Source organism: Nocardiopsis sp. NPDC050513, from assembly GCF_044457925.1.
Lineage (GTDB): Bacteria > Actinomycetota > Actinomycetes > Streptosporangiales > Streptosporangiaceae > Nocardiopsis.
In genome coordinates this window covers 242,157-256,994 of record NZ_JBITHK010000004.1, presented here as the reverse complement: position 1 = coordinate 256,994, position 14,838 = coordinate 242,157, and the positions used below count along the sequence as shown (strand labels likewise).

The 14,838-nt window shown below is 72.7% G+C and carries 12 protein-coding genes and 2 pseudogenes; 6 read left to right on the top strand and 8 right to left on the bottom strand.

From position 1 onward, the window contains the following. Positions 1-11 precede the first annotated feature (11 nt). Positions 12-1,247 carry a thiolase family protein gene (locus tag ACIBFB_RS09035; protein WP_397227954.1) on the bottom strand — a complete coding sequence of 412 codons (1,236 nt, stop codon included), beginning with the start codon at positions 1,245-1,247 and terminating at the stop codon, positions 12-14. 235 nt (positions 1,248-1,482) lie between these two features. Between ACIBFB_RS09035 and paaK the strand changes: the two genes are divergently transcribed. Next, positions 1,483-2,838, top strand: a complete 1,356-nt coding sequence (gene paaK, locus ACIBFB_RS09030; RefSeq protein ID WP_397227952.1) for a phenylacetate--CoA ligase PaaK — start codon at positions 1,483-1,485, stop codon at positions 2,836-2,838. A gap of 69 nt (positions 2,839-2,907) precedes the next feature. Here the strand turns inward: paaK and ACIBFB_RS09025 are convergent, their stop codons facing one another. Beyond that, a complete protein-coding gene (locus ACIBFB_RS09025) occupies positions 2,908-3,705 on the bottom strand; it encodes an SAM-dependent methyltransferase (RefSeq protein ID WP_397227950.1) in 798 nt (265 codons plus the stop codon). Positions 3,706-3,917: 212 nt separating this feature from the next. Here ACIBFB_RS09025 and ACIBFB_RS09020 point away from each other — a divergent pair. Next, positions 3,918-4,409, top strand: a pseudogene (locus tag ACIBFB_RS09020) (DNA polymerase beta superfamily protein); the annotation flags it as partial. 21 nt (positions 4,410-4,430) lie between these two features. On the opposite strand, the gene ACIBFB_RS09015 reads toward ACIBFB_RS09020, so the two are convergent. Then, positions 4,431-4,595 (bottom strand): FitA-like ribbon-helix-helix domain-containing protein, encoded by a 165-nt coding sequence (locus ACIBFB_RS09015; RefSeq protein ID WP_397227948.1) that lies wholly within the window; start codon positions 4,593-4,595, stop codon positions 4,431-4,433. A gap of 72 nt (positions 4,596-4,667) precedes the next feature. On the opposite strand from ACIBFB_RS09015, the gene ACIBFB_RS09010 reads away from it, so the two are divergent. Both ACIBFB_RS09010 and ACIBFB_RS09005 read left to right on the top strand, forming a co-directional pair. Beyond that, positions 4,668-5,981 (top strand): RNA-guided endonuclease InsQ/TnpB family protein, encoded by a 1,314-nt coding sequence (locus ACIBFB_RS09010; RefSeq protein ID WP_397227946.1) that lies wholly within the window; start codon positions 4,668-4,670, stop codon positions 5,979-5,981. 46 nt (positions 5,982-6,027) lie between these two features. Continuing rightward, positions 6,028-6,375 (top strand): annotated as a pseudogene (locus ACIBFB_RS09005) (nucleotidyltransferase); the annotation flags it as partial. Here the strand turns inward: ACIBFB_RS09005 and ACIBFB_RS09000 are convergent. Further along, positions 6,291-7,097: a TIGR01458 family HAD-type hydrolase gene (locus ACIBFB_RS09000; RefSeq protein ID WP_397227944.1), complete on the bottom strand. Its 807-nt coding sequence runs from the start codon at positions 7,095-7,097 to the stop codon at positions 6,291-6,293. The pseudogene ACIBFB_RS09005 and the gene ACIBFB_RS09000 overlap by 85 nt on opposite strands. 770 nt (positions 7,098-7,867) lie before the next feature. On the opposite strand from ACIBFB_RS09000, the gene ACIBFB_RS08995 reads away from it, so the two are divergent. Beyond that, positions 7,868-9,640, top strand: coding sequence for a DUF4132 domain-containing protein (locus ACIBFB_RS08995; protein ID WP_397227943.1), 1,773 nt, complete (start codon positions 7,868-7,870; stop codon positions 9,638-9,640). Between the two features lie 435 nt (positions 9,641-10,075). Further along, on the top strand, positions 10,076-10,303 hold the full coding sequence (locus ACIBFB_RS08990) for a hypothetical protein (protein WP_397227941.1): 228 nt from the start codon (positions 10,076-10,078) through the stop codon (positions 10,301-10,303). A 9-nt stretch (positions 10,304-10,312) separates the two neighbouring features. Here ACIBFB_RS08990 and ACIBFB_RS08985 read toward each other — a convergent pair whose 3' ends face one another. Genes ACIBFB_RS08985 through ACIBFB_RS08970 form a run of 4 tightly spaced genes read right to left on the bottom strand, consistent with a single transcriptional unit; the run spans position 10,313 to position 14,837 of the window. Beyond that, positions 10,313-11,326, bottom strand: a complete 1,014-nt coding sequence (locus ACIBFB_RS08985; RefSeq protein ID WP_397227939.1) for a methyltransferase — start codon at positions 11,324-11,326, stop codon at positions 10,313-10,315. A gap of 30 nt (positions 11,327-11,356) precedes the next feature. Then, on the bottom strand, positions 11,357-12,004 hold the full coding sequence (locus ACIBFB_RS08980) for an alpha-ketoglutarate-dependent dioxygenase AlkB family protein (RefSeq protein WP_397227937.1): 648 nt from the start codon (positions 12,002-12,004) through the stop codon (positions 11,357-11,359). Between the two features lie 55 nt (positions 12,005-12,059). Then, positions 12,060-13,862: a hypothetical protein gene (locus ACIBFB_RS08975; protein WP_397227935.1), complete on the bottom strand. Its 1,803-nt coding sequence runs from the start codon at positions 13,860-13,862 to the stop codon at positions 12,060-12,062. A 12-nt stretch (positions 13,863-13,874) separates the two neighbouring features. Next, positions 13,875-14,837: an EamA family transporter gene (locus ACIBFB_RS08970; RefSeq protein WP_397227933.1), complete on the bottom strand. Its 963-nt coding sequence runs from the start codon at positions 14,835-14,837 to the stop codon at positions 13,875-13,877. Between the last annotated feature and the right edge of the window lies 1 nt (position 14,838).

The following is a 14,838-nucleotide window of genomic DNA, read 5'->3' as shown; positions in this document are numbered from 1 at the left end:
CGGACTCCCCCTCAGACCCGCTCGACCAGGAGGGCGGCTCCCTGGCCCACACCCACGCACAGGGTGGCCAGACCGCGCCGGGTGTCCTCGCGCTCCATGCGGTTCACCAGGGTGACCAGGATGCGGGCGCCGGAGCTGCCCAGAGGGTGGCCCAGAGCGATCGCTCCCCCGTCGGCGTTGACGCGCTCGGGGTCCAGCTTGAGCCGCCGCACGACGCCCAGGGACTGGGCGGCGAAGGCCTCGTTGAGCTCCACGGAACCGACCTCGTCGAGCGCCCACCCGGCGCGGGCGAGCACCTTCTCCGTGGCGGGCACCGGACCCAGGCCCATGATCTGCGGGGGCACCCCGGCCGAGGCCGAGGCCACGACGCGGGCGCGCGGGGTCAGTCCGTGCCGCTCGACCGCCTCGGCACTGGCCAGTACGAGGGCGGACGCGCCGTCGGACAGGGACGAGGAGTTGCCCGCCGTGACGATGCCCCCCTCGCGAAAGACCGGGCGCAGCCTGGCCAGGGAGACCTCGTCGGTGTCGGGGCGGGGGCCCTCGTCCGCGGTGACCTCGTGGGTGGCGCCCCTGCGGCCGGTGACCGCCACGGGGACGATCTCGCGGTCGAAGCGCCCGGCCTCGGCCGCGGCGACCGCCCGCCGGTGGCTGCGCAGCGCGAACGCGTCGCACTCCTGGCGGGTCAGCCCCTCCAGGACGGCGACCTCCTCGGCGGTCTCGCCCATGGACAGGGTGTAGCGCAGGTCGTTCGGCGCGGCGTCCGTCGGCGCCTGGGCGTCGTGGGCGGCGAACCTCGGGTTGGTGAAGCGCCAGCCGAGGGAGGTGTCGGCGACCTCGCCGGGCTTGGCCCAGGGGCTGCCGGGCTTGGCCATGACCCAGGGGGCGCGGGTCATCGACTCCACGCCGCCCGCCACGACCACGTCGGCCTCACCGGCGCGGATCGCCTGGGCCGCGGAGGCCACCGCGGTCAGGCCGCTGGCGCACAGGCGGTTGACGGTGTACCCCGGGACGCTCGGGTCCAGCCCCGCCAGCAGCGCCGCCATGCGGGCGACGTTGCGGTTGTCCTCGCCCGCCTGGTTGGCGGCGCCGAGGACGACCTCGTCCACGGCGCCGCCGGGGACTCCGGACCTGCGTACGGCCTCGGCCACGACCGTGGCCGCCAGGTCGTCCGGTCGCACGGCCGACAGCGCGCCGCCGTAGCGGCCCTGAGGGGTGCGCACCCCGTCGACCAGGTAGACGTCGCTCACGCGGGGCCTCCCATGTTGAGTGCGGTGGTGTGCGCCACCGCCACGTGTGGACTCATCGGCACCTCTCCTTGACACGGCCGCCCGGAGACTGCCTTAATGCATTAGTAACCGAACGTTCGGTCAGTAAGCAAGTCGGCCCGCCCCGCGGCGGGCCACCGCCCATCTCGCGCGCCGCCGCACCCGTCCAGGCGTCCGATCCGGCGGCGCGCCGCGCACGGTACACGGAGAGTCCCACATGGCCAGCGACGACACCATCCGGCGGTCGACCGGTTCCGCCCCCCGCACCCGCCTCGGCCAGGCGCCCGCGCCCGACCTGCTGGACCCGGCCGAGCGCATGAGTGTCGACGAGCTGAGCGCCCTGCAACTGGAGCGGCTGAAGTGGACCCTGGAGCACGCCTACACGAACGTGCCCCTGTACCGGAAGAAGTTCGACCAGGCCGGGGTCCGCCCCGAGGACCTGAGGGCCCTGGCCGACCTGCGGCACTTCCCGCACACCACCAAGGCCGACCTGCGCGACAACTACCCCTTCGGCATGTTCGCCGTGCCCCAGGAGCGGGTCAGCCGCATCCACGCCTCCAGCGGCACCACCGGACGCCCCACCGTCGTCGGCTACACCCGCCGGGACATCGACCACTGGGCCGACGTCGTGGCCCGCTCCATCCGCGCCGCGGGCGGCCGCCCCGGCCACAAGGTCCACGTCGCCTACGGGTACGGGCTCTTCACCGGCGGCCTGGGCGCCCACTACGGAGCCGAGCGGCTCGGCTGCACGGTCATCCCCGCCTCCGGCGGCCAGACCGCCAAACAGGTCCAGCTCATCCAGGACTTCCAGCCCGACGTCATCATGGTCACCCCCAGCTACATGCTCACCCTGCTCGACGAGTTCGAACGCCAGGGCGTCGACCCGCGCACGACCTCGCTCAAGGTCGGGATCTTCGGCGCCGAACCCTGGACCGAGCGGATGCGCCTGGAGATCGAGGACCGCTTCGACCTGCACGCCGTCGACATCTACGGCCTGTCCGAGGTCATGGGCCCCGGCGTGGCCAACGAGTGCGTGGAGACCAAGGACGGACTGCACGTGTGGGAGGACCACTTCCTGCCCGAGATCCTCGACCCCGTCACCCACGAGGTCCTGCCCGACGGCGAGTACGGCGAACTGGCCTTCACCTCCCTCACCAAGGAGGCCATGCCCGTCATCCGCTACCGCACCCGCGACCTGACCACCCTGCGCCCCGGCACCGCCCGCCCCATGCGCCGCATGGACAAGGTCACCGGCCGCAGCGACGACATGATCATCCTGCGCGGCGTCAACGTCTTCCCCACCCAGATCGAGGAGATCGTCCTGGGCCTGGACGGCCTGGCCCCGCACTTCCAGCTCGTGCTCACGCGCGAGGGACGCCTGGACCGGATGGCCGTGCGCGCGGAGGCCCGCCCGGACCGGACCGACCGGCAGCGCGCCGACCTCGCCCAGCGCCTCGCGGCCGCCATCAAGGACCGGGTCGGCGTCAGCGTCGCCGTCGACGTCGTCGGCCCCGAGGGCATCGAACGGTCGGTGGGCAAGTTCCGCCGCATCATCGACCAGCGCCCCCGCTGACCGGACCCGGCGGGCCACCGACCCCGGCCCGCCCCCGGCCGCCGGCGCGGGGACGCGCACGGCGCCGCGTCAGCCCTTCCTGGCCACGCCGCCGTACTCGGCCACCGGGCGCACCTCGCCCACCTCGGTGTCCTCCGGCCGCCACAGGGAGCACGAGACCACACCCGGCTCCAGCAGCTCCAGACCGTCGAAGAACGTCCGCACCCCCGCCGCCGACCGGACCGTCAGCTTGGGCGTGCCCTTCTCGTTCCACGCCGCCGCGACCTCGTGGGCGCGCTCGTGGTCGATGTCGTCGACGGGGTGGGAGACGACCAGGAAGCTGCCCGGAGCCAGGGCGGCCAGAAGACGGTCCAGGATCGAACGGACCTCGGCGTCGTCGTCGACGAAGTTGATCACGCCCAGCAGCATGAGCGCCACCGGCTGGGAGAAGTCCAGCGTCCGCTCCGCCTCCGACAGGATGGTGTCGGGATCGCGCAGGTCGGCGTCCACGTAGGCGGTGGCGCCCTTCTCACTGCCGGTCAGCAGGGCACGGGCGTGCGCGAGCACCAGCGGATCGTTGTCCACGTAGACCACCCGCGCCTCCGGCGCCACCGACTGGGCGACCTCGTGGGTGTTGTTGTGGGTGGGCAGCCCCGTCCCGATGTCGAGGAACTGCCGCACCCCCTCCTCCTTGGCCAGGTAGGTCACCGCGCGGACGAGGAAACCGCGGTCGGCCACCGCGTTGTCCACGATCTCGGGGAAGAACGAACGGATCTGCTCACCCATCTCCCGGTCCACCGGGTAGTTGTCCTTGCCGCCCAACCAGTAGTTCCAGATACGGGCGTTGTGGGGGATGGAGGTGTCGATCTTGGGGGTATCGGCGGACACGGTCCTGCTTTCTGCGGTCGATCGGCGGTGCCGCCGGACCCGGCGGCGCCCGACCAGTAAACGGCCCCGGTCCCCCGCCCGGCAAGGGTCCGCGGTGGCCGATATCGGCACAAACGCCCCACACGACACCGCTGAAAACCCGTCGCGCCAGGCCACCCGGCCGCGCTACCGTGCGCACGCCCCGCTCGCCGCCGGACCCGTGGAGGAGGACCGTGAAGCACTCCGACCCCGCCTTCGCCCGTATCGCCGAGCACGCCACCATCCTGCGCTGCCAGGTCGGCTCCACCGTCCACGGCCTCGCCGTCGACGGCGCCAGCGACCGCGACGAGATGGGGATCTGTGTGGAGCCACCCGAGTACGTCATCGGCCTGCGGACCTTCGAGCAGTACATGTACCGCGCCCAGCCCGACCACGTCCGCTCGGCCGCCGACGACCTCGAACTGACCGTGTACTCCCTGCGCAAGTGGACCCGCCTGGCCCTGGACGGCAACCCCACCGTGCTGCTGCCGCTCTTCGTCCCCGAGACGGAGATCGTCACCCTCACCGACCTCGGCCGCGAACTGCGCGCCCACCGCCACCGGCTGCTCTCCCGCCGGGCGGGCCGCCGCTTCCTCGGCTACCTGCGCGCCCAACGCGAACGCCTGGACGGCACCCGCGGCGGCCGACACACCAACCGCCCCGAACTGGAGGCCGTCCACCGATTTCGGGCGAGGGTGCCCCGGCCTTCAGGCCGAGGGTGAATCGCGCCCCACGGGAGCGGTGCGCGGACTGTCGGTGGCCTGGCGGAGGATACGGATGATCTGGGCGTGCAGCGACCGGTCCTCCTGCTCCGCGAGGTCTTTGAGCGCGGCGTGAAGTTCGTCAGGCAGACGTAGCGAGATCTGCTTCATGGACCCCACGGTAACCCGGTTCGGACTCGAAAGAGAACCTTACTGATTCTAAAATAATGCTATAGTGATGCCATGTCCAGGTTCCGGCTGCACCCGACCCGCGAGCAGGAAGCTCAACTCTTCGAGCACTGCGCGCAGGCCCGGCACGCCTGGAACCTGGCCTGGGAGGTCAACACCACCTACCGCAAGGGCGGCGCCCGCACCCAGCGTCCGCCGCGCGCCGCTGGGCTGTGCCGGATGATGTCCGAGGTCCGCCGGACCGACACCACCGGGATGGACCCCACGACAGCGGAGTACTTCGACTGGGTGGCCTCCGGCAACGCCGACATCCAGCAGCAGGCCCTCCGGGACTTCGACCAGGCGCTGTCTAACTTCCTGGGCGGGTCGCACGGGTACCCGGGCAGGCGTAAGAAGCACCGCCACGAGGGATTTCGCGTCATCGGCACCGGACGCGTCCCAGCGTTCACCCCCCAGGGCGAGCCGGTCCTGAACGCCAAAGGCAAGCAGGTCCACCACCGCCGTGTGACAGTCCAGAGACTCAACAAGAAGTGGGCACAAGCCAAGATCCCCGGATGCGGGTGGGTGAAGTTCCGCAACACCCGCCCCGGACTGCCGGACGCCAAGTCGTTCCGGGTCACCCACCGGCACGGCCAGTGGCACATCGGCTTCGCCGTGGTCCCCGACCCCACGCCCGCCCCGGGGGACGGGTCGGTGGTCGGGGTGGACCGGGGAGTGGTGATCACCGCCGCCCTGTCCACCGGCCAAACGCTGAACTGTCCCCAGTTGTCGGGGAAGGAGCGGACCAGGCGTCGCAAGCACGAGCGCCGCGCCGCCCGCGCCCCCAGGAACAGCCCCGAACGGACTGCCGAGCAGGCGAAGGCCAATCGGATCCGGCGTCAGGAGGCGAACCGGCGCAAGGACTGGGTGGAGAAGACCTCCACCCGCCTGGCCCGGGGCTTCGACACCATCCGGTTCGAGGGGCTGCGGATAAAGAACATGACGGCCTCGGCCAGGGGAACCGTCGCCGAGCCGGGGCGCAACGTCCGCGCCAAGGCCGGGCTGAACCGGGCGATCCTCGCCCAAGGGTGGGGGATGCTGCGTACCCGCACCGGTCACAAGGCTCCCGGGCGGGTCGAGGACGTCCGGCCCGCCTACACCAGTCTGCAGTGCAGCGACTGCAAGTGGATCGACAAGAACTCGCGCGAGAGCCAAGCCCGGTTCGTCTGCTCCCACTGCGGTTTCACCTGCAACGCGGACCTGAACGCATCGAACAACGTCGCGGCAGGGCAGGGCGTAAGCTCCGACCCCCTCGGGGGTCGTGCCGGAGGGACGACCAGACACACGTCTGCGAGCGTCCGTGAACCCCAGCGATCCAACTCGCCCTGAGTCGGTAGCTGGAATCCCCTGCCCTTCAGGCGGGGGAGGATGTCAAGGCTTCGACACCAAGTACGCCTACCACATGGTCCGACTCGGCCTCCAGGGCGTGGAACTGATGGAGACCGGCGGCCTCACCCTGCCGATCCCCGAGCCCGACCGGTCCTGGCTGCGCGCCCTGCGCCGGGGCGAGCACACCCGGCGGGAGGCGCTGGAGCGCGCCCGCGACCTGGAGCGACGCCTCGCCGCACTGTGCGAGACCTCCGAGCTTCCCCCGGCGGCCGACACCGCCTGGGCCGACCGGTGGCTGGTCGACGCCTATCAGCGGTCCTGGGCCTCGGCGTCGGACGGAGCCTCGTCCGCCCCCAGCAGCGCGGGCACGTCCGCGAACGACCCCACCACGTGATCGGGCACCCCCTCGACCCTGTCCAGCACGCCCTCCTCGAACTTCCCCGTGCGCACCAGCACGCCCCTGATCCCCATCCGCTGGGCGGCGAGCACGTCACTGACGACGTCGTCGCCCACCATGGCCGTCTCCTTCGCCGACAGGCCCAACCGTTCCAGCGCCGCGGTGAAGAAGGCCTCCGCCGGCTTGCCCACCACCTCGGCCGACACCCCGGCGGCCCGCTCCAGCGCCACCACGAAGGCGCCGGCGTCGAGCCGCATGCCCTCCTCCGTGCGCCAGTACATGTTCCGGTGCATGGCCACCAGGCGCGCGCCCGACCGCAGGTCGTTGAAGGCCGCGTCCATCGTGGCGTAGTCGAACCCGGGCCCGGCCCCTCCGGTGACCACCAGGTCCGGGTCCTCCTCGACCAGCTCCACGCCCTCCAGGTCGGCCCGGATGTCACCGTCGTTGACCAGACGGCACCGCGCTCCGGGATGGTGCCCCGCCAGGTACGCGGCCAGCGCGGTCGGCGCGGTGAGCACCTCGTCCTCGGCCACGTCGAACCCCGCACCGCGCAGGGCCTGCGCGATCGAGGCGCGCGTACAGGAGGTGGTGTTGGTGAGCAGGACGGTGCGCAGGCCCGCGCTCCGCAGCTGTTCCAGCGCGCGCGCCGCGCCGGGGATCGGCCGCCACGACACGGTGAGGACGCCGTCGATGTCGATGAGGACTCCGCGTGTGCCCATGCCTCCATCGCACCACGGAAGCCCCGCCGCGGCCAGACCCGGCACGCGGGTGGCCGGGCACCTCCCCGGCCACCCGCGCACGTCGACGGAACCCCTGGAACGGCCCCCAGCCGATCGCCTGCGCGACCACCGGGGCGACTCCTCCCGCCGATGCCGTGGCTCACACCGTCGGCCCCGGGCCCCCTGGTCAGCGCGACCGCCCCGACACGCCACCCCCGCGACACCGGGATAGGGTGACCCCACGAAGGGGTACGCGCCGCACCCGTTCACGGCACTGGCGCGTCGGGCGTCGGCGCGCGTACGCACGGTGCCCGGAAACGACGAACGTAAGGACACTCCATGATCGATGTCGGAACCGTCGCGGTCGTGCTCATGATCGTGAGCCTGTCGATGATGATCATCGCCGGCCTGATCGCCACGATCGTCAAGACGCGCTGACACCCGCGCGGGTGCGCCCACCGGGGCCGCACCCGCCCGGATTCGGTCCGGGCGCGCGGCTCCATCGGTCAACCGGTGTGGGGCAACCGTCCACCCGCCCCACACCGGCGGTCGCGCGAAGCCGCGTGGGACCACTGTACGGAGGTCGGCTGGGGACTGGTGGGGTTTTGGTGAATTGCCGTGGTGGCGAACACACGGACCACCTTTACGTCGTAGATTCACAAGTGGTCCGCCGGGAAGAGGAGCGCCCCCACCCGTTCGCGCGTCGAACACGTGTCCCTGGTCCGCGCTAGGGTCCCTTGCCACACCGACCGCCCAGACGGAATGCTCCGATGAACCACACCGCCCCGACCCCGACCCCCACCCCTGAGGCCCGCGCCTGGGCTGACCGGATGGCCGAGGAGTACGACCTGCTCCCCGAGGCCACCGGCCTGGTCGCCGACCTCTTCACCCCCGACCTGCCCGGCCTCGTCACCGAGTTCGAGCGCGAGGTCGCGGCCCTGCCCGCCACCTCGCCACTCCTGTCCTGGGGTGTGAAGAGCCGCAGGCCCGAATCCGGCCTGGACGAACTCCTGGAGCGGCTCGACACCGACGACGTGGCCCGGCTCGTGGTGTGGTCCAACACGAGCCTTCCGCCGGTCTCCGACGGTGACGACACGACGCGCGCGGGGAGCCCCCGCCGGTACCACCACCGGGTGCGCAGCCACTTCGAGAAACATCCGGAGGTGTGGAACGCCACCACCCTCCCCCTGCTCCTGAGGTCGGTTCCGCTGGGCATGTCCTCGTTCGACCTGGCGGTCAGAGCCTGCAAGGGGGCGGAGCGGGCCACACTGGACGCGGTCGCCGACGAGGCACACGCCATGGCCGACCGGATCGCGGCCCTGTTCTCGAACTCGCCCCGCGAGCATTGGCCGCGGGAGCGGAACCACCACGAACTCCTGGCGCTCCTGCTCGACCTGGGGCGACCCCTGGGGCCCACCGACAAGGTCCTGGGCTACCGAGGCGACCGCTTCCTCGACCTCCTGAGCTCCACTCACCCCGACATCACCTCCTCCCCCGCCATCACCGCGCTGTTCGTACATGGCCTCCGTCCCCTGAAAGGCCCTGCGTGGGAGACCGCCCTGCCCACGTACCTGGACGCCGTTCCCGACGTCGACGACGTGCTCCGCCGCGTCCTCGAACTGGTCCTCGATCTCCCCGACGTGGACGGCGAACACGGCCACGCGGGCGCCGGGGGCTGGCTCGGACACCCCCGGCACACGATCCATCTCACCGTCCACGCCAGCGTGCTGATCAGGGGCGTCCTCCGCATCCTGCTGACCCGACCGCCCCGGAACGTCCCGTGGGCCGTCGGCCTGCTGGAACGCTCCTTCACCCGTCTGTGGCCCGGGAAGTCCCGCGACACCTGGCAGTTGGTGTGGGGTTACGAGGGCTACGTGGGCGTGTTGGACAGCGTGAGGGACGAGACCGCGATCCCGGCGCTCGTGCGGATCGGTACCCGCGTCCGCTCCACCCCCGGCACCAGGGACGAGCGCAGGAAGGTCGACGCTTCCCTTCACCTGGCCGCGCGGACCAACGGTCTGTCCGCCGCACAACTCGCCGACCGGTCCGTCCCCGACTTCGGTCTCGGCCCCGACGGCACGCTCTCGCGGCGGCTGGGCGAGCACACCGTGACCCTGACCGCGACCGCCGACGGCGCCGCCCTCACCTTCACCGGCCCCGACGGCAGGAGAGCCAAGCGCGCCCCCAAGGCCCTGCGTGAGGACCACCCGGACGGCATGAAGGAGTTCCAGGGGCTCGCCAGGCTCGTCCGGACCGAGCTCAAGGCCCAGCACGCGCGCCTCGGCGACCTCCGGGGCGGCGAGCGCGTCTGGGACCTGCCCGACTGGCTCCCCCACCTGGTGAACCACCCGCTGACCGGTCTGGTCGCCCGGGAGCTGGCTTGGGAGGTCACCACCGACGGCGTCGCGTGGGACACCGGAGCCCTGGCTGCCGACGGCGGCCACTGGCGCCTGGTCTCCCCCGGCGGCGACACCCTGCTGCACACCGGCCGCGCCGCACCCGACGCCCGCGTCCGCCTCGCTCCCCCGCCCGGCCAGGACTGACATCCGCCGGGGTCCCGGGCACGCCAGACCAGGCCCGGGGGCGCTGTGGCCCGTCGAGGGCCGTATCCGGGACGACCCGGGCCGCGTGACACGGCGGGACACGGGACCGTGTCCCGGTGTGCCTGCGGCCCGGTCGGCCACGGTCCGTTCGGGTTCGCAGGAGACGGTCGAGGCTCGTTGGCGTGGCTGGGTCGGGTTCCGACTCACGGTGGCGTACGGGTACCGCACCCAGCCCCACCGGTCCGGAGAGCCCGGCCAGCATGCACCGCCGCCGCCCTCCGGGACAACCGCCGCCACCCCGCGACCGGCCCCTCCCCGCCCGCCGCGCAGGTCGCGCGGTTCCAGGCAGCTCACGCGCGGAACCGTCCCGACCACGGGCGATACCCCGCCCGACGCGCCGTTGTCCCCGGCCCGGGCGGTCGCTAGGGTGAGCACATGTCGATTTGGTCACGCGGCGACCGCACGGGCAGGGTCGAGGAAGCACTCCTGATGCTGGAGGGCCAGAGGATCATCGACGGCCTGGAGATCCTCCGCGCCGAGGCCAAGCCGTACCGGGTCCGCGTCCCCGCGGGGATCGTGCACATGGACGAGGACGAGGCGTCCATGTTCGCGCTCGGCGCGGTGGTGGGCGCCTTCGGCGCCGTCGCGCGCCAGGGCGTCTGACCGGTCCCGCTACGGGCCGACGGGCCGGGCGACCAGGACGCGCATCTCCAGCGGCAGGTCGGTGATCCGATCGGTGGTCAGACCGGCGCCGCGCAGGAGTTCCTCGTACTGGCGCTCGGTGCGCTCGGCTCCGGTGGTCATGACCATCATGTGCACGTCGAAGACCAGGGAGAGCCAGGGGTCGTGGGCGTCGGGGAGCACGCGCTCGACCACCAGGACGCGCCCTCCGGGGGCCATGGCCTCGCGGCAGTGCCGCAGGATCCGCCCGGCCTCGGCGTCGGACCAGTTGTGCAGGATCCGGCAGAGCACGTAGACGTCGCCGCCCGGGGGCACCGCCGCCAGGAAGTCCCCCTCGACGAGGTCGCAGCGGCCCGAGTCGGCGTGGGCCGCGAGGCGGTGGCGGGCGGCCGCCAGGGCGGACGGCCGCTCGACGAGCACACCGCTCGCGTCGGGCGCGTGGTCGAGGACGGCGGCGAGCAGTTCCCCGCTGCCTCCGCCGAGGTCGACGACGGTCCGCGCGCCGGTGAAGTCGTACACCGCGGGCAGTTCCCGGACGAAGCGCGCACCGGCCGCCATGCCCGCCGCGTATCGCGCCGCCTCGTGGGGGTCGGCCTCCAGGAGCGAGAACACGTCGGTTCCGTGGGCGAGGTCGACCCCGGTCCGCCCGGTGCGCATGGCCTCGGGCAGGTGCTCCCAGGCCCGGGCGAACAGGTCGCTGTCGTAGAGCAGGGTGAGGTCGCGCAGGCCGGAGGGGTGGTCGCGGCGCAACCGTTCGCCCGTGGCGGTCAGGGTGCAGCCGTCCGGGCCGCGCCGCACGACCCCCACGGCGGCGAGCAGCCGCAGGAGGCGGCCCAGGCGGTCGGGGTCCAGTCCGAGCGCCTCGGCCAGCTCCGGGGCGCGTCGGGCTTCGCCGTCGAGGTGGTCGATGACGCCCAGTCGCACCGCCGCGGCGACGGATCTGGCCACCCAGGGGCCGGTCATGAGCCGGATCAGCTCGCGTGAGGCGGTCTCGTCGTCGTGCACCGGTCGGCCTCTCCTCACGGTGTCGGGGGTTCAGGGGGTCAGGCCGGAGGCGCGGATCGTGATGTTGAGCCGTCCCCGCAGGCCCAACGCGGGCGGCGCGGTGCCGGGGCGGGTGCGCGGGACGCCGTGGTAGGCCGTGCGGGACGGGCCACCGAACACGAACAGGTCGCCGCTGCCCAGCTCCACGTCAGTGTAGGGCCTGGCCCGCGTCTCGGTGTTGCCGAAGCGGAACACGCACGCGTCGCCGAGGCTGAGGGAGACGACGGGGGCGTCGGAGCGCTCGTCGCGGTCCTGGTGCATGCCCATGCGGGCGCGGGCGTCGTAGAAGTTGACGAGGGCGACGTCGTAGGGGTCGGCGTCGGGTGGGGGCGGCGCGCCGAGGGCGTCCGCGACGGCGCGCTCGGCGAGCGCGCCCAGGAGGCCGGGGAAGGGAGGGACGGGGGTCCCGTCAGGCAGGGTGCGGGAGTAGCGGTACGGCTCCCAGAACCAGCCCAGACTCAGCATCCGCACGCTCATGAGACCGCCGCGCGGCATGGCGTGCCGGACCATCCCGGCGCGCGCCCACCGGCGGCAGCGCCGGACCAGGTCGGCCTGGTCCTCGGGGGACAGCCAGCCGGGCAGGTGGACGGCGCCGGGGGCGACGGTCACCCGCGGGGCGCCGAAGAGCGGGTCGGTCATGGCTCCATTGTCCCCGACTCCGCCTCCCCGCCCCGGGGCGCGCACCGGCGCGGGGTCAGCGGCGGAGCAGGTCGCGCACGTTGACCACGAGCAGGACCACGACGACCACGGCCATGGGGACGGCGAGGGCGATCCGCCAGTCGGCGATGAAGGCGGCGACCACGCCCACGACGACCCCGACCACGACCGCGAGGATCGCCAGCCCGGTGAGGAACTGGAGGAACTTGCGGCGGGCCAGGGCGTCGACGGCGGCGAAGCCCACCACGACGCCGAGCATGGCGTACAGCGTGATCTGCCCGGTGAGCAGGAACAGGGTCAGCCCGAGCGAGATCAGCAGCAGCGGGGTGCTCAGGGCGACCCACAGGTGGAGGAAGCGGGTGCTGCGCTGCTTGCCCGAGGAGTAGGGCAGGTGCGGGGCCTTGAGGTGGCCGGTGGGTTCGGGCACGAGCGGGGTGTCGTCGGCCAGGGCCCGCAGGTGGGTGTCGCGCTCGTCGGCGGTCAGGACGCGCTCCTCGTAGCGCTCCGCGAGCTCCTTCTCCAGGGTCTCCATGCGCTCGGCGTGCTCGCGGGCGAGCGGGCGGGAGCTGGCCCGGCGTTGCAGGACCATGCGCGCGGAGTCGAGCTGGCGCAGGCGGTCGCGGCGGGCGACGATGTCGGCGTCGAGTGCGCGCAGGCGGTCGTCGAGGGTGTTCACATGCGTGCGCAGTTCGGCGCGGGCGGCGGCCTCGGTGGGGGCGACCTTGTGCAGGCCGACCCAGGACAGCACGTCGGCCCAGGAGCGGCGGATGGTGCCGTCGCGTTCGTAACGGGGGCCGCTGGGGGCCCGTTCGCCGTCGAAGAAGTCGCCGGTGTCGCGTCCCCACAGGCCGCGGAAGCCCCGGACCCAGGGGGTGTCGTCGTCGATGAGGACGGGGTTCCACTCGCGGTCGCCGCCTGGTCCCAGGCGCATGCCGTCGCCGCGGGCGTAGTCGACGAAGGGCACGCCGATGCCGTGGCGGTTGATCGCGCTGTCGGCCCGGAAGAGGAAGCGGGTGACGTTCCGGTAGGCGCGCACGGCCCCGCGCAGGACGGCGGGGTCGACCTGGATGAGGTAGTCGCCGGGGAGCATCTGGTGCGAGTGCGATCCGGCGCCGACGTAGACCACGGGGTGGTCTCCGACCCGGTGCAGGTCGGGGTCGTCCCAGCTGCGGCGCAGGTCGTCGCCCTGGTACTCGTGCGAGGACGCGCCCACCCAGACCGGGCGGTGGGTGCCGTCGGCGTTCTCCGCCAGGTAGACGGTGACGCGCTCCCAGTCGGCTTCGTGGTCGTTGACGCCGCCGTAGATGGTCCGCCAGTCGTTCATCGCGTAGAAGAACCAGTACTGGAGGATGACGTAGCCGCCCTCGCGGGTGACGCGCCCGTAGTAGGCGGCGCCGCCGTCGTCGACGCGCTCGCGGTACCGGGTCACGGCCGCGAAGGTCACCCCGCCGGGGACGGCGCCCCGGATGAGCAGGGAGAACTTCATGAGGATGTCGAGGATGCGGCCGAGGACGCCGACGGCGGCCAGGCGCCCGCTCTTGGGGATGACCGTGCGCGCGATGCCGCGGAAGCGGCGCGCCTCCTCGCGGATCGTCTCCTCCTGGACGAACCGCAGGTGCTTGTGGCGGCCTGGCCACTCCTCCTCCGCCCGACCGAGGCGTTCGAGGGTCAGCTCCCCGGCGGGGACCAGGACGCGTTCGCGTCCGCCCGGCTCCTCGATCCAGAGGCTGCAGTTGCGCACGTAGCTGTCCACGCGGGTGGGGAAGAAGAGTTCCCCCTTGGTGCACACGAGCACCGGTTCGTGGGCACGCAGGAGTTCGAGATCAGATGTCGCGGCCATGATCGGACCAAATTAGTGCATCGTGGCGTCGTTTCGTGCCGCGGAGCCGTCGTGACACGAGTGAGGCGTGTCCGGATCCGGGGATGGGGCCGGACGCCGTCCGCCGTCGCCCCGGGAGGCGCCGACACCGGCCACCACCACCAGGACCATACCCGCGACCTGCACCGCGGCGGGCGCCTGGCCGATGATGAGCAGTCCCATGACGAGGCTGACCGCGGGTTCGAGGCTGGCGAAGGTGCTGTAGGCGGTACGGCTCATGCGCTGGAGGGCCACCATCTCCAGCAGGAACGGCACGAGCGGGAACAGGAGCGCGATGCCGAGGGTGAGCAGGATGAGGCCGAGGTCGGGGGAGGCGATCGCGGCGGGGGCGCCGAGAGGGGCGCTGACCAGGGCGGCGACGGTCATGGCCAGGGCCAGGCCGTGGACGGCGCCGAAGCCCGCGCCGACCCGCTGGGTGAGCACGATGTAGGCGGCGACGCAGACCGCGCCCGCCAGGGCCAGGCCGAGGCCGACCACGTCCAGGCCGCTCTGCCAGGGACGGGTGAGGCAGACCACGCCGGCTCCGGCGGCGGCGATCCACACGAGTTCGCGGCGGCGGCGCATGGCGGCCACGGCCACCACGAGGGCGCCGAGGAACTCGATCGAGGTCGCGGTGCCGAGTTCGATCCGGGCGGTGGCCTCGGAGTAGAACAGCATCATCCCCGCGCTCGCTGTGCCCAGGATCACCACGGAGCCGCGTTCGCGCCACGTCGCCTCGCGCACGGCCCGCCACAGCGAGCGACCGCCGAGGGCGAGCAGCAGCACCGCCGCCCAGGTGAGCCGGAGCCAGGTGACGGTTGCGGGGGAGGCCTGGTCGAACGCGGTGACGGCCAGTGCGCTGCCGGAGTGCAGGGTGAACATGCCGATGAGCAGCAGGAACGGGGCCGGGACCCGGACGTCGGCACGGCGCAGCGAGGAGATGGATGAGGGGATCACC